Below are 22,429 nucleotides of genomic sequence, written 5' to 3'. Positions count from 1 at the left end.
TTTGTTATTTCTGGCGCGTCTCGATGCGGTCGAAGGCGACTTGCGATTGCGCCTTGCCGGTTTCGGGGTCGAGCTTGGTGACGCGCAGGACCAGCCCGGCCTTGGGAGAGAATTCCTTGAGGAAGGCGGTGCGCAGCTTGCCCATCGCGATCCGTTCGACGACCTGCCAGACATCGTAGCGGCAGGCACCGATCTGCACCGAGCCGGTGCCGCGATAGGCGTAGGAGATGGTGCCGCGATCCTTGGTCTCGCCGTCGACTTTCAGGCTCACCGGGGTGCGCCAGTTGCCCAGTTGCGGCAATTGGTCGAGCCGTGCGGGGTCGTCGTCATAGATGAGCGCGAAGCTGCGCCCGTCCATTTCCTGAAGGCTCACCGCCAGCGGATGGTCGTAGCGCTCGCGCTTGGGCGGGCGGCCGAGCTCGGGATCGTCGACCCGGTAGGAGGTCAGCGTGCCGTTCTCGTAGCGATAGGCCTGCGCCATTTTCGGGGTGTTGCGGGTGAGCGTGACGCCCGCCGCGTGCAGGGCCTCGGTGTCGGGGCAATCCGCGGCGTGCGCGGGGGCGAGGGGAGCTGCGATCATCCCCGCGAAGAGAAGGGCCGCGCCGGTGAGGGCGCGGACCGAAGGGGCACGGGGGCGGCGGAGGGTCATGCCCTGCCGCCCGCGCGAAGGTTTTGCCCAAAGGCTCACGAGTTCAGCGCTTTCTCGACCGCTTCACGCGCGTCGCCGCCATCCTTGGTGGTCACGCCTTCGAGCCAGGCCTGCCAGGTTTCGGGATGGGCCTTGAGCCATTCCTTCGCGGCATCCTTGGGGTCCTCGCCGTCGTCGAGGATCTTGCCCATGATCTCGTTTTCCATCGAGAGGGTGAACTTCAGGTTCGACACGAGCTTGCCCGGGTTCGGGCATTCGTCGACATAGCCCGCGCGGACATTGGTCATGACCGTCGCACCGCCGTAGTCGGGGCCGAAGAAGTCATCGCCGCCCGAGAGATAGGTGATGTCGAAGTTGGAGTTCATCGGGTGGGGCTCCCACGCGAGGAAGATGATCGGCTTGTCGGCCTTATCGGCGCGCGCGACCTGCGCGAGCATGCCCTGCTCGGAGCTTTCCTTCAGGTCGAAGTCCTTCAGGCCGAACGCGTCCTTGTCGATCATGTCGAGGATCAGCGCGTTGCCGTCATTGCCCGGCTCGATGCCGTAGATCTGGTTGTCCAGCTCGTCGGCATGTTTGGCGATGTCGGAGAAGTCCTTGATGCCGGCCTTGGCGCCGGCGGCGTTGGTCGCGAGCGTGTATTTCGCGCCGGTCAGGTTGGTGCCGAGCGTCTCGACCGTGCCGTCCTTGGTGTAGGGGTCCACATTGGCGGCCATCGAGGGCATCCAGTTGCCGAGGAACACGTCGACATCGCCTTTCGATAGCGCTTCGTAGGTCACCGGAACCGAGAGCACCTTGGTGTCGGTCTCGTAGCCGAGGGCTTCGAGGATCGTGGTCGCGACCGCGGTGGTCGAGGTGATGTCGGTCCAGCCGACATCGGAGAAGGTCACTTTCGAGCAATCGGCGGCCTGAGCGGGCGCGGTGCCTGCCAATCCGAGCGAGAGCGCCGCACTCAGCGCGAGGAGCGTGGAACGAAACGTCATATTTTTCTCCCTATCACAACGTCAAGAAACCGCAGAATGCGGTTATTGATTGACGAGTCAATAAACATGTCTTAGCCCGACATACAAGCAAACGACCCGAAGGAGGCCCGCACGATGCCCAAGCTTGGAGCAGAGCCTATACGCCGCGCTGCCTTGGTGAAAGCCACCATTGAGACAGTGGGCGAGGCGGGATCGCTGGATGTGACGGTCGCTCAGATCGCCCGGCGCGCGGGCATGTCCTCGGCGCTGGCACACCATTATTTCGGGTCGAAAGACCGGATTTTCCTCGCCGCGATGCGCTCGATCCTGTCGATTTACGGTGCCGAAGTGCGCGGCGCGATGGCGATGGCGCAGACCCCGCAGGAGCGGGTTCGCGCGGTTGTGATGGGCTCCTTCGCGGCGGGATCGTTCCGGCACGAGGCGATCGCCGCGTGGCTGAACTTCTACGTGCTCGCGCAGTCGAGCGCCGATGCGCGGCGCCTGCTGCATATCTATCAGCGCCGTCTGCGCTCGAACCTCGTGCATGGGCTGCGCCCGCTGGTCGGCGACCGGGCGGGCTCCGTGGCCGAGGGGTTGGGCGCGCTGATCGACGGCGTCTACATCCGCGCGGCGCTGGTCGCGGGCGATCCCGACCGGGAGGCCGCCTGCAATCTGGTGCTGGCGCATCTGGAAAAGGAATTGGAGGTCCACCAATGAGGGCACAGCCGAAAGCGAGCCATTTCGTCAATGGCGACTGGATGGAAGACACCGATGGCGACGAGCTGATCGTCACCTATCCCGGCACCGGCGAGGTGATCGCGAAGCTGCACGCGGCGACCCCTGCGGTGATCGACGCCGCGATTTCGGGGGCGATGGAAGCGCAGAAGGACTGGGCCGCGCTGCGCCCGGTCGAGCGCGGCCGCATCCTGACCCGTGCCGTCGCGATCATCCGCGAACGCGCCGAGGAGCTGGCGCAGCTGGAAACGCTCGACACCGGCAAGCCGATTCAGGAAACCCGCGAGGCCGACTGGCCCTCGGGGGCCGAGGCGCTGGAATATTTCGCAGGTCTCGCGCCGACGCTGACCGGCGAGACGATGCCGCTGGGTGGCGATTTCGCCTATACGATCCGCGAGCCGCTGGGCGTCTGCGCGGGCATCGGCGCGTGGAACTATCCCAGCCAGATCGCCTGCTGGAAATCCGCGCCCGCGCTGTCGACCGGCAACGCGATGGTGTTCAAGCCTTCCGAGATGACGCCGCTGGGCGCTCTGAAGCTCGCCGAGATCTTCATCGAAGCCGGGATGCCCGCGGGCATCTTCAACGTGGTGCAGGGCTTCGGTCCGGTGGGGGCGGCGCTGTCCACAGATCCGCGTATCGCGAAAGTCTCGCTGACGGGCTCGGTGCCGACGGGCGCGAAGGTCTATCAGGCGGCCTCGGCGGGGATGAAGCACGTCACGATGGAGCTGGGCGGCAAATCCCCGATGATCGTGTTCGACGACGCCGATATCGAAAGCGCGATCGGCGCGGCGATGCTGGGGAATTTCTATTCCTCGGGTCAGATCTGCTCGAACGGGACGCGGGTCTTCGTGCAGAAGGGCATCAAGGAGCAATTCCTCGCCCGGCTGAAAGAGCGCACCGAGACCATCGTCGCGGGCGATCCGCTCGATGAGGCGACGCAATTCGGCCCGCTGATCTCGCAGGCGCAGTTCGACAAGGTGATGTCCTATGTCGAGAGCGCGAAATCCGAAGGCGCGCGGCTGGTCTGCGGTGGGTCTGCGGGCAACGAGGGGCCGCTTTTCGTGCAGCCCACGGTCTTCGCCGATGTCACCGACGACATGACCATCGCGCGCGAGGAGATTTTCGGCCCGGTCATGTCGGTGCTGGATTTCGAGACCGAGGAAGAGGCGATCGCGCGGGCCAACGACACGCAGTTCGGTCTCGCCGCGGGTGTGTTCACCGGCGATCTGGCGCGCGGGCACCGCGTGGTCGGCCGGCTGCAGGCGGGCACGACATGGATCAACGCCTATAACCTGACGCCGGTGGAAATGCCCTTCGGCGCGGTGAAGCAATCGGGCTTCGGGCGCGAGAATTCCCGCGCGGCGGTGGAGCATTATACGCAGCTCAAATCCGTCTATGTCGGCATGGGACCGGTCGAGAGCCCTTACTGAGTTCGAATTTGGGGCGGCTGGGGGCGCTGCCCGTCGCCGGTTGGTCCTCGGACCGATGGCGCACCAAACGGCGACCCCCGGAGTATTTGAGGCCAGATGAAGATGAGTGTTTCGGCAGAATTTGTGATCGTAGGCGCAGGCTCGGGTGGCTCGGCGCTGGCCTACCGGCTCGTGGAAGCGGGGCGCGACGTCGTGGTGATCGAGCATGGCGGCTCGGATGCGGGGCCGTTCATCCAGATGCCCGGCGCGCTGAGCTATCCGATGAATATGGGGATCTACGACTGGGGCTTTCAGTCGGAACCCGAAGAGCATCTGGGCGGGCGGCGTCTGGCGACCCCGCGCGGCAAGGTGCTGGGCGGGTCGTCGAGCATCAACGGCATGGTCTATGTCCGGGGCCATGCGCGCGATTTCGACCATTGGGAAGAAAGCGGCGCAACCGGCTGGGGCTATGCGGATGTGTTGCCCTATTACAAGCGGATGGAGCATTGGCATGGCGGCGAAGAGACCGAATGGCGTGGCCGCTCGGGGCCGCTTCATGTGACGCGCGGGCCGCGCGCCAATCCGCTGTTCGACGCTTTCGTCGCGGCGGGCAAGGCGGCGGGCTACCCGGTGACCGAGGATTACAACGGCCAGCAGCAGGAAGGCTTCGGGCCGATGGAGGCCACGATCTACAAGGGGCGTCGCTGGTCGGCGGCCAACGCCTATCTGCGCCCGGCGCTCAAGACCGGCAAGCTGCGGATCGTGCGCGGTCTGGCGCGGCGCGTCGTCTTCGAAGGCAAGAAGGCTGTCGGCGTCGAGATCAAGCGCAAGGGGCAGATCGAGGTGGTCCGGGCGAGCTCCGAGGTCGTGCTGGCCGCGAGCTCGATCAACACGCCGAAGCTGCTGATGCTGTCGGGGGTGGGCCCGGCGGAGCATCTGCGCGACCATGGTGTCGAGGTGCTGGCGGATCGCCCCGGCGTGGGTGCGAACCTGCAGGATCACCTTGAGATCTATATGCAATTCGCCGCGAAACAGCCGGTGACGCTGTTCAAATACTGGAACCTCTACGGCAAGGCTCGTGTGGGTGCGCAGTGGCTGTTCACCAAGGGTGGGCTCGGCGCGTCGAACCAGTTCGAGAGCTGCGCTTTCATTCGCTCGGATGCCGGGATCGACTACCCGGACATTCAGTATCACTTCCTGCCGATCGCGGTGCGCTATGACGGCAAGGCCGCCGCCGAGGGGCATGGCTTCCAGGCGCATGTCGGGCCGATGCGTTCGAAATCGCGCGGGCATGTGCGGCTCAGTTCGGGTGATCCCGAGGCCAAGCCGGAGATCAAGTTCAACTATATGAGCCATCCCGACGACTGGGCCGAGTTCCGCAAATGCGTGCGGCTGACGCGGGAGATCTTTGCCCAAGGACCGATGGCCGCGCATGTGAAGCACGAGATTCAGCCCGGCGCTGCGGTCGAGACGGATGAGCAGATCGACGCCTTCATCCGCGAGCATGCCGAGAGCGCCTATCACCCCTGCGGCACCGCGAAGATGGGGGCGGCGGACGATCCGAGCGCCGTCGTCGATCCCGAAGGGCGTGTGATCGGGGTGGAGGGGCTGCGGGTCGCCGACAGTTCGGTCTTCCCGCGGATCACCAATGGCAACCTCAACGCGCCCTCGATCATGGTGGGCGAGAAGATGGCCGATCACCTGCTGGGCCGCGCGCCGCTCGCGCGCGAGAATCTCGAGCCGTGGATCGCGCCGAACTGGCAGGTGGCGCAGCGCTGAGTTAACGGCCCTCGCGGCGCAGGGTGCTGAGGGCATAGCGCCCCGGCCCCTGCGCTGCGAGGATCAAGAGCCCGCCTGCGATCGCCCAGTTCTTCACGAAGATCGTCACCTGCCAAGGGTCGGCGCGCAGCTGCCAGTGAAACCAACTGGTGAAGATGCAATAGGCGGCGAGGATCAGCGCCCAGCCCCGCACCTTCGGGCCGAAGATCAGGCCGAGCGCCGCGATCAGGTTGAACAGCGCCACGGGCCAGACGAGCCAGCCGGGCAGGCCGAGCCAGCCGATCATCTCCTCCACCATCTGCGGGTCGCTGACTTTCTGAACCGCGCCGCCGAAGAACAGCAGAGCGATCAGGATGCGGCCGATCAGGTTGAGCGCGTCGGACATGTGGGACTCCCAAGTTTCGCGTTTACCATTCAGCTACGAAATCTGTTGCGTGCGAGATCAGTTCCGCCGATATCTGGGGTGTGTTAAGGATTTGTTCACTCCTCGTTCTTCTGGCGGTGCCCGCCGCGTCGCAGCTCTCGGCGGCGACCGTGAGCGGCCTGCCGCGCGTCGTCGATGGCGATACGCTGGTGGTCCAGAACACGCGGGTGCGGCTTTTCGGGATCGACGCGCCGGAGGCGAAGCAAAGCTGCAAGACGGCGCAGGGCGTGCGCTGGGCCTGCGGACGGGCGGCCACGGCGGAGCTGCAGCGGCTCGCGGGGCAGGGGGTGCGCTGCTCGGGCGATGAGGAAGATCGCTACGGGCGGCTGATCGCGGTCTGCCGGGCAGGCGGGCGCGACCTGAATGCCGAGATGGTCGCGCGCGGGGCGGCCTTCGCCTATCGGAAATATTCGCGCGATTATGTGTCGCAGGAGGACCGGGCGCGGCGCGCGGGCCTCGGTGTCTGGCAGGGCGCGGCAGAGCGCCCCGCAGAGGTCCGTGCAGCGGCCAAGATGCAGAATCCGCCGGGAAATTGCGCGATCAAAGGCAATATTTCCGGGCGCGGGCGGCTCTATCACCTGCCGGGCACGCGCTCTTATGCGGCCACGCGGATCAACGAGGCCAAGGGCGAGCGGTGGTTCTGCTCGGAAGCCGAGGCAAAATCCGCAGGATGGCGTCGCGCGGGCGGCTGATTTGATACGCATCAATGTGGCGCGAGTCGCGGTGGTCTAGGGTCGGTCCGACAGCAAGGAAAGGGAGCGACATGGCCAATACGCCGCACACGCTGCAAGAAGAATTCCCCACGCAACTCGACCGGATTCACGAGTTGAAAATCTCCAACGCGCATTTTGCAAAATTGTTGGACGATTATGACGCGCTCAACGATCGCGTGCACCGGGCCGAGACGAATGTGGAGCCGATGGACAGCTTGGCCGAGACCGACCTGCGCAAGCAACGCGCCGCGGTGAAGGATGAGATCGCGCGGATGCTGGGCACCGCCGACGCCTGAGTTGTAGGGTAACGAGTGATTTTGGTGAGACGCCTCGAGGCTTCGGCCCCGGGGCGTTTTTCTATGCGATGTCGTAAGGCAGAAGACCGCGATGGTCGGGATCGACATGCAGGCGGCGTTCCAGCGGCGGAACCGAGCGCTGGTGGCAGTCCTTACGCTCGCAGATTCGGCAGGAGATCCCGATCGGCTGGTAGGCCTTGGGGTTGCCGAGCTCCATATCGTCGGCATAGACGAGCCCCTTCGCGTGGCTCACCTCGCAGCCCAGACAGATCGCGTAACGCCGCACGGGCGCGGTGAAGCTGCCGCCCGATTTCGAGACGTCGCGCGCGAGGCAGAGATAACGCACGCCATCGGGGGTCTCGGCGAGTTGGCGCAGGAATTTCGTCGGCGTCTCAAAGGCTTGGTGGACGTTCCAGAGCGGGCAGGCGCCGCCGAACCGGGCGAATTGCAGCCGGGTCGCGGAGTGGCGCTTGGTGATCGTGCCGGCCTGATCGACGCGGACGAAGAAGAAGGGGATGCCCTTCGCGCCGGGCCGCTGCAGGGTGGAAAGCCGGTGGGCGACCTGCTCGGTCGAGGCGGTGAAGATGTCGCAGAGCCGCTCCAGATCGTGGCGCGTGTCCTGCGCCGCCTCCAGAAAGGGGCGGTAGGGCAGCAGCGCCGCGCCCGCGAAGTAGTTGGCGAGGCCGATCTTGGCGATCGCGCGGGCGGTGTCGGACTGGAAGCGCGCGAGGTCGAGCGTGGCCTCCAGCAGGTCGTTCTGGGTTAGCAGCGCCACTTGATGAAGCAGCTGGAAGGCCTGCGTCGGGCGGCCCGCATGGGCGTTGATCAGAAGGCGATTGCCGTCACGCTCGCGCAGTTGCGAAATGTCGGAAAACTGCACGTCGATGCCCCGTTTCGCGAGGGTATCGATCGCATGAGGAATAGGCTCCAACCGGTTGCCATCGCGGCAGGAATAGCGTTCGGCAGCGCGGTCGACGGCGTCGATGTAATTGTCGCAATAGTGGAAGAAGTCGCGGACCTCTTCCCAGGGGGAGACCACCGTTTGCGCGCCCTCGCGGCCCAGGGCTTCGTCGAGCGAGGCGAGGCGTTCATGGGTCTGGCGATAGGCGCGGTGCAACTCGAGGAAGGACCGCGCCAGCGCCGGGGCATTGGACGCCGCGAGCCGCAGATCGGCCAAGGGCGGCGCGCCATCGGAGAAGATCGGGTCGGCCAGCGCCTCGCGCATGTCCGAGACCAGCCGCTCCGCATCGCCCGCCGAGAGCTCGGTCACGTCGAGCCCGAACTCGCTCGCCAGCGCCAGCACGACCTGCGCCGAGACCGGGCGGTGGTTGTTCTCCATCTGGTTGAGATAGGGCAGCGACACGCCGAGCCGTTCTGCGAAGGCTTTCTGGGTCAGGCCGAGCCGCGTGCGGGTTTCGCGCAGTTTCACACCGGCATAGAGTTTCTGAGTCGCCATCTGCCCCTCCCTTTGCAAATGAATTTGTAGCTTTGCAAACATTCGCCGTCAAACTTTCCCGAGTCTGAGGCGGCGTCGCGGGAGCAATCGGAGATACGCTGCGAGTGATGGCGGGCTTCGCAGTTATGCAATTCGCTATCCGTTGCTTGCCAATTATTTGCAAATTTTCTCGAATCCCCTTTGTAAGATTGTTGCGTTCGGAATAGTGTGCCGGGAAATTATGCGGAGGACCCTCATGAGAGACATCCTGAAGGAGCTGGAGCATCGGCGCGACGAAGCCCGCCTTGGTGGCGGCGAGAAACGCATCGAGGCGCAGCACAAGAAGGGCAAGCTGACCGCGCGCGAGCGGATCGAATTGCTGCTCGACGAGGGCTCTTTCGAAGAGTTCGACATGTTCAAAACCCATCGCTGCACCGATTTCGGGATGGAAGAGAGCAAGCCCTATGGCGACGGCGTCGTTACCGGCTGGGGCACCGTGAACGGGCGCATGGTCTATGTGTTCTCGCAGGACTTCACGGTCTTCGGCGGCTCGCTGTCGGAAACCCATGCCGAGAAGATCTGCAAGATCATGGATATGGCGGTGCAGAACGGTGCGCCGGTGATCGGCATCAACGATTCGGGCGGTGCGCGGATTCAGGAAGGCGTGGCCTCGCTTGCGGGCTATGCGGACGTGTTCCAGCGCAACATCATGGCTTCGGGCGTGGTGCCGCAGATCAGCCTCATCATGGGCCCCTGTGCCGGCGGTGCGGTTTATTCGCCCGCGATGACGGACTTCATCTTCATGGTGAAGGACACGTCTTACATGTTCGTCACCGGCCCCGACGTGGTGAAGACGGTTACGAACGAGCATGTGACGGCCGAGGAGCTGGGCGGCGCGACCACCCACACCAAGAAAAGCTCGGTCGCCGATGGCGCCTATGAGAACGACGTCGAGGCGCTGTTCGAGACCCGCCGCCTGATCGACTTCCTGCCGCTGTCGAACCGCGAGAAGGCCCCGGTGCGGCCCTTCTTCGACGAGGTGGACCGGATCGAGGCGTCGCTCGACACGCTGGTGCCGTCGAACGCGAACACCCCCTACGATATGAAGGAATTGATCCTGAAGATCGCCGATGAGGGGGATTTCTTCGAGATTCAAAAGGATTTCGCGGGCAATATCATCACCGGCTTCATCCGTCTCGAAGGGCAGACGGTCGGTGTGGTTGCGAACCAGCCGATGGTGCTGGCGGGCTGTCTGGACATCGATTCCAGCCGCAAGGCCGCGCGCTTCGTGCGCTTCTGCGACGCGTTCGAAATCCCGATCCTGACGCTTGTCGACGTGCCGGGCTTCCTGCCGGGCACCAGCCAGGAATATAACGGCGTCATCAAGCACGGCGCGAAGCTCCTGTTCGCCTATGGCGAGGCGACCGTGCCGAAGGTCACCGTCATCACTCGCAAAGCCTATGGCGGGGCCTATGACGTTATGTCTTCCAAGCACCTGCGCGGCGATTTCAACTACGCCTGGCCGACTGCGCAAATCGCGGTGATGGGCGCCAAGGGCGCGGTCGAAATTCTCTACCGCTCGGAGCTGGGCGAACCCGAGAAGATCGCCAAGCGCACCGCCGATTACGAGGACCGGTTCGCGAACCCGTTCGTGGCGGCCGAGAAGGGCTTCATCGACGAGGTGATCCAGCCGCGCTCGACGCGTCGCCGGGTGGCCCGTGCCTTTGCGGCGCTGCGCTCGAAGAAGCTGTCCAACCCGTGGAAGAAGCACGACAACATCCCGCTCTGAGGAGGCGCATGACGGGCAGGCCGAGGATCACGACGCTCTTGCCCGGCGCTCTCGCCGGGATGGTGCTGGCGTCTCCGGCGCCGGCTCAGGAGCTGCGGGAGGTGACCCCGGTGCCCGATTACGGGGCGGTGATGCATCCGGGCAATCTGGGTGAGGATCTGGGGCCGGGCGATGGGCCGGAGGGGACCAAGGGCAACGAGATCCCGGTCCCGTCCGGGCAGAAGGTCTGGTGGATCGACGTGATCCACAACGAGGCCGGGCCGGACGGGCTGACCTATCGCTTTCGCTTCCTCGCGCCGCAGATCGGAGGGCGCAGTCCGCTTTCCTCCGATATCGCGCTGAAGGATATCGAGGCGCTGTGCAACGGGTGGGTGGTGCCGCGCCTGCCGCAGCCCGGTCCGGAACCCGCGCAGGTGATGGTGAGCCTGTCGGACCAGATCGTGCCGTTCGGCGATGCCGCCCCCGAGGTGGTGCAATATTTCGACAGCTTTTCCGTCGAGGACGGAAACTGCGTTTGGGAGTTTTTCTGATGGCTTTGGCCGGATCCGCAGATCACAGCTTGGAGGGCATGATGCCGGGGCGCGCGCAGGCGCGGCCGCTCACGGCGAAATCGCGCTTTCGTGAGCGGGGTTTGCGGGCTAACCTGTCCTTGGGGAAAGCAATTTCGGTCCCCTCATTGAAACGGGTCGTGCCGGACCTCGCCGAGATCGGGGCGGGCGCCCCCTTGGACAGGAGAACGACATGTCGAAAGCTCTCATCGCGCTTGGCCTCGTGGCCTTCGTCGCAGCCTGCGCGCCCAAGCCCGAGCCTGCGCCGGTGGCCGTCACCACCGAGCCGACCTACACCGGCAAGTACAAATAATCTGCGTGCGGGGCGGGGCGGCAGCCGTCGCCTTGCCCCCACGATCCCTGCGGGAGAGGTGGCGTTTTGCGATACGTCACAGGTTTACCTAGCGGAAATTTGCTTTTTGGAATATGCTCCTAACCATTCCAACAAAGAATGGGGGAGAGTGAAATGGTTCGAATTTCTCTGGGTGCAATGGCCTGCGCGGCCCTGCTTGTGGGCTGTGCGCCCAAGCCGGAGCCTGCACCGGTCACCGTGGAGCCGGTCTATACCGGCAAATATGGCGGCCCTGTTGGCGGCTCCTGCCGACCGACCGGACGGCTTGTCGACTCGCAATATCCGGCCTCCGTACCCGACTGTCCGCTTGAGTGCGGACCGCTCGAGACCGCCACGGCCGCAACGACGCAGCGACCGGCCGAATGCGTGCCCGAGCCGCGTGGCGGATCGACGCGTCAGCCAACCAGAACTCCGAACGACCCGACGCGCGGGTAACAGCGTTGCACCGCTAACGCTCAGCACGCGCCGTCCCAGCAACTTCAAAGGGGAGGGCGCGTCATGCTGAAGCATCGCGGTTTCCCGTCGCGGTTACCCTCGACGGATTATCAATTCACCATTCGCCGCGCCAACAAGAAGGGCGCGACGAAACTCATTCGGCGTGAACGCTTTGCCGATCGCGGCCATGGCGATCGCAAGGCCGATGCCGGCTTCATGGCCGCGCTCTGGGCGCAGTTCGGCGAAGAGCCGTTCGAGCGCGGCAATCTCGATGCGGGCAGGTTGAGCTGGCTCTTCGGGCGCGAGGTGGTGGCCGCCGAGGATCCGTTCGATCCCGAAAGCTACGAGGCGCTTCTCAAAATCGACGTGAAACGCGCGGAAGCCTCCTTCCCGGAGGTCTTCGCCGATCCCGACGCCTTCGCCTTCGATGATGACGAGGATGAGGATTGGGCATGATTTCGCTGATGTCCTGCGCGAAATGGCGGCATGCCGCCGAACCTCGGAATTGCAGGGATTTCGCCTTTGCAATCGCCGGTGCGCGCGGTCACATTGAGCGGGCAAGTCGTACTGTCCCCAACACCCGCGACTTGCGTAATATCCCTACCCCTTCCCTATTCCTGCGGCCTGATCTTATGGTCGGGCCGCAGCTTTTTTCTCTAGGGGGTCAAGGGGCGCGACCTATAGCTGCGACGGGGACTGGCGATTGCTTGCCTATGGGGCTTCAGCTCGCGTTTTCGCCGTTGGCTTTTCACGGTGCCGCGATAAACTTGTGTCCAATCATAACCGCTATTGGAGGCAGTTTCCCATGCGCAAAACCCCGATCCTTCTTCTCGTTGCCGGCCTCGCTCTCGCAGGCTGCATGCAAACCGACGGCCAGCGCGCCCTTGCCGGTGCGGCCGGCGGCGCGGTCATCGCGGATGCGACCGACAACAACATCGTCGCCGGTGCGGCCCTCGGCGCGCTCGCAGGCACGTATTGCGACGACGCGGGCGTCTGCACCCGCTCCTACTAAGCACATCCGCGCGGCTTTCGCCGCGTCCGATCGCTATCCGACCGCCATCGGGGCTGCACGCCCCGGTGGCGGTTTTTCTTTTGTCTCACATCATGAACACGACACGCGGGGCGGGGGGATGCCCCTCCCGCACCGGAAGGGAAGGGCCTGACATGTTCAAGAAAATCCTGATCGCCAACCGTGGCGAGATCGCTTGCCGCGTCATCAAGTCGGCGCAGAAGATGGGGATCAAGACGGTCGCCGTCTATTCCGATGCCGATGCGCAGGCGCTGCATGTTCAGATGGCCGATGAGGCGGTGCATATCGGCCCGCCCCCGGCGAACCAATCCTATATCGTGATCGACAAGATCATGGACGCGATCCGCCAGACCGGCGCCGAGGCGGTTCACCCGGGCTACGGTTTCCTGTCGGAGAACAAGAAATTCGCCGAGGCGCTGGAGAAAGAGGGCGTCGCCTTCATCGGCCCGCCCTCGGGCGCGATCGAGGCGATGGGCGACAAGATCACCTCGAAGAAGCTCGCGAAAGAGGCGGGCGTCTCGACCGTGCCCGGCTATATGGGGCTGATCGAGGATGCCGAGGAAGCGGTGAAGATCTCCGACGAGATCGGCTACCCGGTGATGATCAAGGCTTCCGCCGGTGGCGGCGGCAAGGGGATGCGCATCGCGTGGAACGCCGATGAGGCGCGCGAGGGCTTCCAGTCCTCGAAGAACGAGGCCGCGAACAGCTTCGGCGACGACCGTATCTTCATCGAGAAATTCGTGACGCAACCGCGCCACATCGAGATTCAGGTGCTCGCCGACAAGCACGGCAACTGCGTCTACCTGAACGAGCGCGAATGCTCGATCCAGCGCCGCAACCAGAAGGTCATCGAAGAGGCGCCGTCGCCCTTCCTCGACCCTGAGACGCGCAAGGCGATGGGCGAGCAGGCTGTGGCCCTGTCGAAAGCGGTGGATTACTGCAGCGCGGGCACGGTGGAATTCATCGTCGATGGGGAGAAGAACTTCTACTTCCTCGAGATGAACACCCGTCTTCAGGTGGAACACCCGGTCACCGAGCTGATCACCGGCATCGACCTCGTCGAGCAGATGATCCGCGTCGCCGATGGCGAGAAACTTCCGATGAAACAGGAAGATATCGGCATCAACGGCTGGGCGATCGAGAGCCGCCTCTATGCCGAAGATCCCTATCGCAACTTCCTGCCCTCGATCGGGCGTCTGACCCGCTACCGCCCGCCGGTGGAAGGCAAGACCGCCTCGGGCGGCATCGTGCGCAACGATACCGGCGTCTTCGAGGGCGGCGAGATTTCGATGTTCTACGACCCGATGATCGCCAAGCTCTGCACCTGGGCGCCGAGCCGTGGCGAGGCGATCGAAGAGATGCGTCTTGCGCTCGATATGTTCGAGGTCGAGGGCATCGGTCACAACCTGCCGTTCTGTGCCGCGGTGATGGATCACGAGCGCTTCGTGACCGGCAACATCACCACCGCCTTCATCGAAGAGGAATATCCCGAAGGGTTCAACGGTGTGACGCTGGACGCGGGGATGCTGCGCAAGGTCGCGGCCGCGACCGCCGCGATGGAGCGCGTGGCCGAGATCCGGCGCACGAAGATCTCCGGCACGCTCGGCAACCATGAACGCAAGGTCGGCGTGGATTGGGCGGTCTCGCTGCAGGATGAGGATTTCAAACTCAAGGTGAACGCGGATCGCCATGGCTCCACCATTATCTTCGAGGATGGCGAGGAGATGCGTGTCGAGAGCGACTGGACGCCGGGCGACCCGCTGGCCGAGCTGACCGTGAACGGGGCGCCGCTGGTGCTGAAAGTCGGCAAGATCCCGATGGGCTTCCGCATCCGGGTGCGTGGCGCCGATCTGAAGGTCCATGTCCGCACGCCGCGCCAGTTCGAGCTTGCACAGCTGATGCCGGTGAAACTGCCGCCGGATACCTCGAAATTCCTGCTCTGCCCGATGCCGGGTCTCGTCGTGAAGATCTCGGTCGAGGAAGGCGCGGAAGTGCAGGAAGGACAGCCGCTGGCCACCGTCGAGGCGATGAAGATGGAAAACATCCTGCGCGCCGAGAAGAAGGGCACCGTGAAGAAGATCAACGCCGAGGCGGGCGCGAGCCTTGCCGTCGACGACATCATCATGGAGTTCGAATAAGTGACGCCCGCGCCGTGGCATAGGGAGGCCGGGCGACCGGCTCACCCCGCCACGGCGGGGCGCGATCTATTGGCGCGCGGTGGTGTGCGGGGATGTGGTCAGAAGCCGCGCTCTTCGCGGATCTCGTCGCGCCGGATCGGCATCTTGTCGATCGAGCGGACGATCTCGCGCGCGTCCCACGGGGCGGGCTTGCGCAGGTTCACCGTGCCGTCCTTGGCGATGATGACGAGGGAAAACCCGCGCGGGCGCAGCGTGCGCCGCACGTCGCTGGCCGGATCGGGCGTGGTGTCGGTGATGACGACGACGTCGCGCCGGGCCAGTTCCGCCCAATGGTCCTTCAGATACCGGATCTGCTCCTTGAAGGCCGGGTCGAGCGGGCTGTCGGCGAAGACGACGATGGGCCGTTTCTGCCAGACGAACGCGTCCAGATCCGCATCCGCCCCATCGACCGGTGCGAAGGGGGGCGTGACCTCGGGCTCTGCCACGGCGAGATCGACGGTGCTGTCCTGGGCTGCGACCGCAAAGGGCGTCAGCGCAAGAAATGCAGCGAGTCCAAGGGATAATAGACGGGTCATGGGCTCCTCTCTCGTTCCTGATATATGCGCGCGAGCTCCCTCGCACCATGCCGGACCGTGCGAATTTTCGCGAAATGCGGTCTTTAAGCGCGCCGCAAGGAATCGCGGTGCAGACTGGCGCCGGGTTTTCGGGGCTGCGGCGGGGTGCCGCTTGGACCCGGGGCCGTGGGGGCCGGGCATGGATGTCATTTTGCATATCGGGGCGCATCGCACCGCGACGACGACGTTTCAGGCGTGGATGCTGCAAAACGCCGACGCGCTGGCCGCGAGCGGGATCGCCTATTGGGGGCCGGACCGGACGCGGGCGGGGCTGTTCTCGGGGCTGGTGAAGCGCCCCGATCTGGTGACGCCGGAGGATGGGACGGCGCTGTCGCGGCTGCGAACCGCGCTGGCGTTCGAGTTGGACCGGCTCGCCGATCAGGGGATGCGCCATCTGGTGATCTCGGAGGAGAACCTGCTGGGCGCGATGCCGCATTGCGTGGATATGCTGACGCTCTATCCGGATGCGGCAGGACGGCTGGAGCGCGCGCGGCAGGTGCTGGGCACGCATCTGGGCGGCGTGGCACTGTCGATGCGGCGCTATGATATGTGGTGGTCCTCGGTTCTGTCGGTGATGGCGGGGCGGGGCGCTAGCCTGCCCGATGCGCGCGGGCTCGCGCGGCTTGCCGATCATCCGCGCGGTTGGCCGGAGGTGATCGCGCAGGCGCAGACCGCGCTTGGGGCGCCCGTCACGGTGTGGAGCCATGAGGCGCTGGGGGCGGCGCCGCAGGCGCAGCTTCAGGCGCTTGTGCCGGGCGAAGGCCTGCCTGCCGGGCTGTTCGATGCCCGCAGGCAGCGCAACGCGGCCCCGGGGCGCGGGGCGCTGCGCGAGGGCCTGCTGCGCGCCGGGCACCACGTCGCGGCCGGGCCGGGGCGCTGGATGCCTTTCGATCAGGCGCAGCGCGCGCAGATGACCGCCCGCTATCTGGAGGATCTGACCTGGTTGCGCTGCGCGCCGCCGGGACTGAATTTCGTGGAAATGACGGCCGAAGATGCGGGGAAGACACCCGCCGCGGCGACAGTGGAAGAAGGATTTGGCCATGACGGACAAGAAAGAGGACTGGCGTAAGCTCGCCGAGAAGGAACTGCGTGGCAGGCCGTTCGACGACCTGACCTGGAACACGCTCGAAGGGATCGCGGTCAAGCCGCTTTACACCGAAGAGGACGTGGAGGGGCTCGACCATCTGGGCACCATGCCGGGCCTTTCGCCCTTCACGCGTGGGCCGCGCGCCACGATGTATGCGGGCCGTCCGTGGACGATCCGGCAATATGCGGGTTTCTCGACCGCCGAGGAGTCGAACGCCTTCTACCGCAAGGCGCTCGCCGCCGGTCAGCAGGGCGTGTCGGTGGCCTTCGACCTCGCCACCCACCGCGGCTATGACTCCGATCACCCGCGCGTTGTCGGCGATGTCGGCAAGGCGGGCGTGGCGATCGATAGCGTCGAGGATATGAAGATTCTCTTCGACGGTATCCCGCTCGATCAGATTTCGGTCTCGATGACGATGAATGGCGCGGTGATCCCGATCCTCGCGAATTTCATCGTGACCGGCGAAGAGCAGGGCCATGACCGCAGCGTTCTGTCGGGCACGATTCAGAACGACATCCTCAAGGAGTTCATGGTCCGCAACACCTATATCTATCCGCCCGAGCCTTCGATGCGGATCATCGCGGATATCATCGAATACACCTCGAACGAGATGCCGCGCTTCAACTCGATCTCGATCTCGGGCTACCACATGCAGGAGGCGGGTGCGAACCTCGTGCAGGAGCTGGCCTACACGCTGGCGGACGGGCGCGAATACGTGCGCACCGCGATCAAGGCGGGGATGGATGTCGACAAGTTCGCGGGCCGTCTGAGCTTCTTCTTCGCGATCGGGATGAACTTCTTCATGGAGGCCGCCAAGCTGCGCGCGGCGCGCCTGCTGTGGAGCCGGATCATGGAAGAGTTCGAGCCGAAGAAGCCGCAAAGCTCGATGCTGCGCACCCACTGCCAGACTTCGGGCGTCTCGCTGGCCGAGCAGGACCCCTATAACAACGTGATCCGCACCGCCTATGAGGCGATGTCGGCGGCGCTTGGCGGCACGCAGTCGCTGCACACCAACGCGCTGGACGAGGCGATCGCGCTGCCCACCGAGTTCTCGGCCCGGATCGCGCGCAACACGCAGCTGATCTTGCAGGAAGAGACCGGGATCACCAACGTGGTCGATCCGCTCGCGGGCTCCTACTACGTCGAAAGCCTCACGGCGGAACTGGCCGAGAAGGCCTGGGAGCTGATCGAGGAGGTCGAGGAGATGGGCGGCATGACCAAGGCCGTGGCCTCGGGCATGCCCAAGCTGCGCATCGAGGAGACCGCCGCCCGGCGTCAGGCGCTGATCGACCGGGGCGAGGATGTCGTGGTCGGGGTGAACAAGTATCGCCGCGAGACCGAGGACGAGCTGGATATCCTCGACATCGACAATGCGAAGGTGCGCGACAACCAGATCGCGCGACTCGAGAAGATGCGAGCCAGCCGCGACGAGGCGGCTTGCGAGGCGGCGCTGACGGAACTGACGCGCCGCGCCTCCGAGGGTGGCAACCTGCTCGAGGCGGCAGTGGAAGCTGCCCGCGCCCGAGCCTCTGTGGGAGAAATTTCGATGGCGATGGAAAAGGTGTTCGGACGTCACCGCGCCGAGGTGAAGACGCTCGCCGGTGTCTATGGCGCGGCCTATGACGGCGACGAGGGCTTCGCGCAGATCCAGAAGGATGTCGAGACCTTCGCCGAGGAAGAGGGCCGCCGCCCGCGGATGCTGGTGGTGAAGATGGGTCAGGACGGCCACGACCGCGGCGCCAAGGTGATCGCGACGGCCTTCGCCGATATCGGCTTCGACGTCGATGTGGGCCCGCTGTTCCAGACGCCGGAAGAAGCAGCCCAGGACGCGATCGACAACGACGTGCATGTGGTCGGGATTTCGTCGCAGGCGGCGGGTCACAAGACGCTGGCACCGAAGCTGATCGAGGCGCTCAAGGAGAAGGGCGCCGAGGATATCATCGTGATCTGCGGCGGCGTGATCCCGCAGCAGGATTACGACTACCTCAAGAAGGCGGGCGTGAAGGCGATCTTCGGGCCGGGGACGAACATCCCGCTGGCCGCGCGCGAGATCCTCGACATCGTTCGTCAGGCGCGGGCCTGAGGCAGCCGTTCGCCGGAGGAGCCGAAGCAGGAGGGGGCGCTGCCCCCGCGCTGACGCGCCCCCCGGGATATTTTGACAAGAGCGAAGTACTGCCTTCGCTTGGTTTTCGAGCGGCGCGCGGGGGAACCCTGCGCGCCGCCAGTCATTTCAAAACATTACAACGATTTAATCACAGGGCGGATTTGCGCGGGTGCATTTCCGCCGCAGCGCGGCTAGACTTGAACCATGGACAAGCCCATCTCCCTTTGGTCGCGTATCGCGCAGGCGCTCTCCGCTCTCGGGCGGGGTGAGGCGCTGTCGACGGTCTTCGACAACCTGCGCCAGCCGCCGGAACGCTCGGTTGCCTTCACCATCGCGGTGATTGCGCTCGGGGCGAAGATGGCGAAGGCCGATGGGCAGGTCACGCGCGACGAGGTGGCGGCGTTCCGGCGGATTTTCCAGATCCCGCCGGAAGAGGAAGCCAATGCCGCGCGCGTCTTCAACATGGCGCGGACCGATGTGGCGGGTTTCGACGCCTATGCCCGCAAGATCGCCAATATGTTCGGCCCCGGCGCGGACGTTCTGAAAGACGTTCTCGAAGGGCTGTTCTTCATCGCGCTGGCCGATGGCGATTACCACGAGGGCGAGGATGCCTTCCTGCTGGAGGTCGCGCGGATATTCGGGCTCGAGGAATGCTGTTTCCGTGCGATGCGGTCGGCCTTCGTCGACGATGCCGATCCCGATCCGTGGACCGTACTGGAGGTCGAGCCGGGCACGCCGCTCGATCAGGTGCGCAAGGTCTGGCGCAACAAGGTGCGCGAGGCGCATCCCGACCGGGCGATTGCCCGTGGTCTGCCTGAGGAAGCGGTGCAGCTCTCCGAGGCGCGCGTCATCGCGCTCAACAAGGCCTGGGAGGAAATCCGCGCCAGCCATGCGGAGGCGTGATGCGGATCGCCACTTGGAATATCGAGTGGTTCAACAGCCTTTTCGCCCGCAACGGGGCGCTTCTCGACGATAGTGAATGGTCGGCGCGCTACAATGTGACGCGCAGCCAGCAGACCGGCGCGATCGCGATCGTGATGAGCGCGCTGGAGGCCGATGTGCTTCTGGTGGTCGAGGCGCCCGACGACAATCATCGCCACAAGACGGTGGATATGCTCGAAGGCTTCGCGGAGCGGTTCGGGCTGCGCCAGCGTCGCGCGCTCTTGGGTTTTTCCAACGATACGCAGCAGGAACTGGCGCTGCTCTACGACCCCGATGTCGTGACGGCGCGGCATGATCCGCAAAGCTCGGAGGCGTGGCCGCGCTTCGATGGCAGCCTGCGGATCGACCTCGATATCGATGCGCGGATGGATACGGTCAGCTTTTCCAAGCCGCCTCTGGAGGTGGCTCTGGGGACGCGGTCGAGGGAGGTGATACGGATGATCGGCGTGCATGTGAAGTCGAAAGCCCCGCATGGCGCGACGAGCCTGGAGACGGCGACCCGCATGGCGATAGAGAACCGGCGCAAGCAATTGGCGCAGTCGATCTGGATCCGGGGCCGCGTGGAGGAGCATCTGGCGGCGGGCGATAGCCTGATCGTGCTGGGCGATTTCAACGACGGTCCCGGGCTCGACGAATACGAGAAGCTGTTCGGGCGCTCGGGCGTGGAGATCGTCGCGGGCGAGGGCGGCCCGGACGCGGAGCGGCTGCACGATCCTCATGCGCGGCTGTCGAAAGCCCATCACACGGCGGCAGCCCCGAGTTCCGCGCGGTTCTACCTCGTCGATCAGAAGCAGTATTTTTCGGCCATGCTGGATTATGTGATGCTCTCGCCCGATCTGGCGGCACGGGCGCGGGAGTGGCGTATCTGGCACCCGTTCGACGACCCGCATATCTACCGCGTGCCCGAATTGCGCGAGGCGCTTTTGCAGGCCTCCGACCATTTTCCCGTCTCGGTCGATATCGAGTGATCTCGGGGGCGTGATTTTCGCGCCGCTTGCGCGTAGGATCGGGGGTATGAAACAGCCACTTGCCCTCGCTTTGTCGCTCGCCCTTCTGGCAACGCCCGTCTCCGCGCAGGAGGAGGGCGGCGATGTCGATCGCGGGTTCTCCCTGCTGCAGGAGGGGGCGCAGACGCTGTTTCGCGGGCTGATGGACGAGATGAAGCCGCAGCTCGACGAGATGCAGAAGGGCTTGGGGGAGGCCGCGGCCCAGTTGGGGCCGAAGCTGCGCCAGTTCCTCGCGCTAGTCGACGATATGGCGAATTACGGGGCGCCCGAGCGGCTACCCAATGGCGATATCATCATGCGGCGGAGCCCAGACGCGCCGCCGCCGCCGCCTTTGATGACCGAGCCGCCGGAAGACGCGCCGCAGAAAGACGACCCGAACCAAGGTGGGCCGGTCGAGATCCCGGAGGGTGGGATCGAGCTCTAATCCGTGATGATCGGCTCGGCCTTCAGCGCATTCGCGAGCGAGCGGAAGCGCGACTCGGCGACCTCGCCCATCAGTGCCTTGCCGCGCTTGGTCAGCTTCAGTTCCAGCTCGCCCTTCTTGGCCGAATATTTCAGCTCGCCCGCATCGGCCGGGCTGTGGGTCGCGAACATCGAGCCGAAGCGCATCGCCTTGCCCAGAACCTCGGCCTCCTGAATCTGCTCTTCCGTCAGCAGCGGTAGGAACGGCTCCAGCCGCGAGCCATTGCGCGAGTTCTTGTAGCGGTGCAGGAGCGCCACGCCGAGCCAGATCCGCTCGGGGTGGGACATGGCCGAATAGTTCGCGCGGGTGACGTTCTCGAAACAGGCCTCGGCGCGGTAATCGGGATGGGTGCGCCATGTCGTGTCATGCAGCAGACAAGCCGCGCGCACGAGGCGGAATTTCTCGGGCGGGAGCGGCCCGAAGATCGGTTCGATGAAGGCGTGGAGCTTCTTGCCGAAGCCGGGCATCCGGCTCATCACGCGCTCGGTATGACGCGCGGCTTCCACCAGCGGATCGCGGCGGCGCAGCCGTTCGGGCATCTGCTCGTAGAGGAGCCCTTCGCGGATGCCGTAGGCGGAGACGTCGATCTCCTTGGGCTGGAAGGTGGCGATCAACTCGCGCAGCACCTGGCTGGCCAGCGGGACGAGTTCCATCCGCGCGGCAGATGTGCCGGTCTTGGAGCGCAGCTTCTCCATGTCGGATTTCCCGATCCACTCGATCGTCTCGCCCAGCTCGTCGGGCTTCATCCGGTATTCGTGCTGCACCAGCAGCGGATAGTCGCGCCGCTCCATGTCGAGCCGCGCGATGGCGCGCCACGAGCCGCCGACGAGGTAGATGCGTTCGTGTTCGGTGCCGACCTTCTCGGCCAGATCCTTGATCGTCGCCTGAATATGCGCGGCGATCGCCTTCTTCCCGCCCGCGATCTGCTGCAGGCGGAAGGGGCCGAGCTGTGAGGTGGCGCGACGCCAGACCTTGCCGCCGCGGATCTCGGCCAATTCCATCGAGTTGCCGCCGATATCGCAGACGAGGCCCTCTGCCTCGGGCCAGCCCAGAAGGACCCCTTGCGCCGAGAGGCGCGCCTCTTCCAGCCCGTCGACGATATGGACCTTGAGGCCGGTCTCTTTCTCGATCTTGGCGTGGAACTGCGGGCCGTCCTCGGCGTCGCGCATCGCGGCGGTGGCGACGCAGGTGAGCGGGCCGATCTCCATCCCCTCGGCGAGCGCGGCGAAGCGTTTCAGCGCGGTCAGCCCGCGTTCGCGCCCCTCGGGATTTAGCTTGCCGGTCTCCGCCAGCCCTTGGCCGAGACCCGCCATGACCTTCTCGTTGAAGAAATAGGCGGGGCTGCGCGCCGCGCCGTCGAAGACCACCATCCGGATCGAGTTGGAGCCGATATCGACGACGCCGACGCGCGAGAGCGCGCGTACGGACGGGTCATCGAAGAGAGGCTGGCCGAACGGATCCCAATCGTCGCTGTCATCAACTGCCGGCGCCGCTTTGTCTTTGCTCATCTGCCCGTCCGTT

Annotated in this window: 22 protein-coding genes; 16 read left to right on the top strand and 6 right to left on the bottom strand. The window is 65.1% G+C overall.

Features of this window, described 5'->3' with window-relative positions; genetic code table 11:
* Positions 1-4: 4 nt before the first annotated feature.
* Entirely contained in the window at positions 5-649 is a 645-nt protein-coding gene (locus AXZ77_RS12205; protein WP_098411346.1) for a hypothetical protein, read from the bottom strand.
* 35 nt (positions 650-684) lie between these two features.
* On the bottom strand, positions 685-1,629 hold the full coding sequence (locus AXZ77_RS12200) for a choline ABC transporter substrate-binding protein (RefSeq protein ID WP_098411345.1): 945 nt from the start codon (positions 1,627-1,629) through the stop codon (positions 685-687).
* 114 nt (positions 1,630-1,743) lie between these two features.
* Here AXZ77_RS12200 and betI point away from each other — a divergent pair, with 114 nt between their 5' ends.
* The 3 genes from betI to betA all read left to right on the top strand — a co-directional run bounded on the left by betI (position 1,744) and on the right by betA (position 5,531).
* Entirely contained in the window at positions 1,744-2,325 is a 582-nt protein-coding gene (gene betI / locus AXZ77_RS12195; RefSeq protein ID WP_098411344.1) for a transcriptional regulator BetI, read from the top strand.
* Positions 2,322-3,773 carry a betaine-aldehyde dehydrogenase gene (gene betB, locus AXZ77_RS12190; protein WP_098411343.1) on the top strand — a complete coding sequence of 484 codons (1,452 nt, stop codon included), beginning with the start codon at positions 2,322-2,324 and terminating at the stop codon, positions 3,771-3,773. The genes betI and betB overlap by 4 nt, the downstream gene beginning before the upstream one ends.
* A 102-nt stretch (positions 3,774-3,875) precedes the next feature.
* Entirely contained in the window at positions 3,876-5,531 is a 1,656-nt protein-coding gene (gene betA / locus AXZ77_RS12185; protein WP_098412538.1) for a choline dehydrogenase, read from the top strand.
* Position 5,532: 1 nt separating this feature from the next.
* On the opposite strand, the gene AXZ77_RS12180 is transcribed toward betA, so the two are convergent.
* Positions 5,533-5,916, bottom strand: a complete 384-nt coding sequence (locus AXZ77_RS12180) for a DoxX family protein (protein ID WP_098411342.1) — start codon at positions 5,914-5,916, stop codon at positions 5,533-5,535.
* Between the two features lie 149 nt (positions 5,917-6,065).
* Here AXZ77_RS12180 and AXZ77_RS12175 point away from each other — a divergent pair, with 149 nt between their 5' ends.
* Both AXZ77_RS12175 and AXZ77_RS12170 read left to right on the top strand, forming a co-directional pair.
* Positions 6,066-6,647: a thermonuclease family protein gene (locus tag AXZ77_RS12175; RefSeq protein WP_369679778.1), complete on the top strand. Its 582-nt coding sequence runs from the start codon at positions 6,066-6,068 to the stop codon at positions 6,645-6,647.
* A gap of 71 nt (positions 6,648-6,718) precedes the next feature.
* Entirely contained in the window at positions 6,719-6,964 is a 246-nt protein-coding gene (locus tag AXZ77_RS12170) for a YdcH family protein (protein WP_078522858.1), read from the top strand.
* A 61-nt stretch (positions 6,965-7,025) separates the two neighbouring features.
* On the opposite strand, the gene AXZ77_RS12165 is transcribed toward AXZ77_RS12170, so the two are convergent.
* Positions 7,026-8,420 carry a short-chain fatty acyl-CoA regulator family protein gene (locus AXZ77_RS12165; RefSeq protein WP_078571732.1) on the bottom strand — a complete coding sequence of 465 codons (1,395 nt, stop codon included), beginning with the start codon at positions 8,418-8,420 and terminating at the stop codon, positions 7,026-7,028.
* Between the two features lie 235 nt (positions 8,421-8,655).
* Here AXZ77_RS12165 and AXZ77_RS12160 point away from each other — a divergent pair, with 235 nt between their 5' ends.
* From AXZ77_RS12160 to AXZ77_RS12135, 6 genes are all read left to right on the top strand, one after another.
* Positions 8,656-10,188: an acyl-CoA carboxylase subunit beta gene (locus AXZ77_RS12160; protein WP_098411340.1), complete on the top strand. Its 1,533-nt coding sequence runs from the start codon at positions 8,656-8,658 to the stop codon at positions 10,186-10,188.
* Between the two features lie 8 nt (positions 10,189-10,196).
* The gene (locus AXZ77_RS12155; RefSeq protein WP_255266488.1) at positions 10,197-10,718 is read left to right on the top strand and encodes a DUF6497 family protein; all 522 of its coding nucleotides are present in this window, start codon (positions 10,197-10,199) and stop codon (positions 10,716-10,718) included.
* Between the two features lie 484 nt (positions 10,719-11,202).
* Positions 11,203-11,523: a hypothetical protein gene (locus AXZ77_RS19390; RefSeq protein ID WP_141536270.1), complete on the top strand. Its 321-nt coding sequence runs from the start codon at positions 11,203-11,205 to the stop codon at positions 11,521-11,523.
* A gap of 63 nt (positions 11,524-11,586) precedes the next feature.
* Positions 11,587-11,979, top strand: coding sequence for a hypothetical protein (locus AXZ77_RS12145; protein WP_078601828.1), 393 nt, complete (start codon positions 11,587-11,589; stop codon positions 11,977-11,979).
* A gap of 349 nt (positions 11,980-12,328) precedes the next feature.
* Entirely contained in the window at positions 12,329-12,535 is a 207-nt protein-coding gene (locus AXZ77_RS12140) for a hypothetical protein (protein ID WP_098411339.1), read from the top strand.
* Between the two features lie 152 nt (positions 12,536-12,687).
* The gene (locus AXZ77_RS12135; protein WP_098411338.1) at positions 12,688-14,691 is read left to right on the top strand and encodes an acetyl/propionyl/methylcrotonyl-CoA carboxylase subunit alpha; all 2,004 of its coding nucleotides are present in this window, start codon (positions 12,688-12,690) and stop codon (positions 14,689-14,691) included.
* A 98-nt stretch (positions 14,692-14,789) separates the two neighbouring features.
* Here AXZ77_RS12135 and AXZ77_RS12130 read toward each other — a convergent pair whose 3' ends face one another.
* A complete protein-coding gene (locus AXZ77_RS12130; RefSeq protein WP_098411337.1) occupies positions 14,790-15,266 on the bottom strand; it encodes a DUF4174 domain-containing protein in 477 nt (158 codons plus the stop codon).
* Between the two features lie 178 nt (positions 15,267-15,444).
* On the opposite strand from AXZ77_RS12130, the gene AXZ77_RS12125 reads away from it, so the two are divergent.
* The 5 genes from AXZ77_RS12125 (at position 15,445) to AXZ77_RS12105 (ending at position 20,869) form a co-directional block, all read left to right on the top strand.
* Positions 15,445-16,374, top strand: a complete 930-nt coding sequence (locus tag AXZ77_RS12125; protein ID WP_098411336.1) for a hypothetical protein — start codon at positions 15,445-15,447, stop codon at positions 16,372-16,374.
* Positions 16,346-18,475 (top strand): methylmalonyl-CoA mutase, encoded by a 2,130-nt coding sequence (gene scpA, locus AXZ77_RS12120; protein WP_098411335.1) that lies wholly within the window; start codon positions 16,346-16,348, stop codon positions 18,473-18,475. Before AXZ77_RS12125 ends, scpA begins: the two co-directional genes overlap by 29 nt.
* A gap of 237 nt (positions 18,476-18,712) precedes the next feature.
* Positions 18,713-19,399: a TerB family tellurite resistance protein gene (locus AXZ77_RS12115; protein WP_098412536.1), complete on the top strand. Its 687-nt coding sequence runs from the start codon at positions 18,713-18,715 to the stop codon at positions 19,397-19,399.
* Positions 19,399-20,406: an endonuclease/exonuclease/phosphatase family protein gene (locus AXZ77_RS12110; RefSeq protein ID WP_098411334.1), complete on the top strand. Its 1,008-nt coding sequence runs from the start codon at positions 19,399-19,401 to the stop codon at positions 20,404-20,406. Before AXZ77_RS12115 ends, AXZ77_RS12110 begins: the two co-directional genes overlap by 1 nt.
* 46 nt (positions 20,407-20,452) lie before the next feature.
* A complete protein-coding gene (locus AXZ77_RS12105) occupies positions 20,453-20,869 on the top strand; it encodes an AAA+ family ATPase (RefSeq protein WP_255266487.1) in 417 nt (138 codons plus the stop codon).
* Here AXZ77_RS12105 and AXZ77_RS12100 read toward each other — a convergent pair.
* Complete coding sequence (locus tag AXZ77_RS12100; protein WP_098411333.1) at positions 20,866-22,416, bottom strand: Ppx/GppA family phosphatase; 1,551 nt, start codon at positions 22,414-22,416, stop codon at positions 20,866-20,868. The two genes, AXZ77_RS12105 and AXZ77_RS12100, sit on opposite strands and share 4 nt — an antisense overlap.
* Between the last annotated feature and the right edge of the window lie 13 nt (positions 22,417-22,429).

Source organism: Thioclava sp. ES.031, assembly GCF_002563775.1.
Classification (GTDB): Bacteria; Pseudomonadota; Alphaproteobacteria; order Rhodobacterales; family Rhodobacteraceae; genus Thioclava.
The sequence above is the reverse complement of the archived record's forward strand: the minus strand, read 5'-3'. Positions and strand labels throughout refer to the sequence as shown.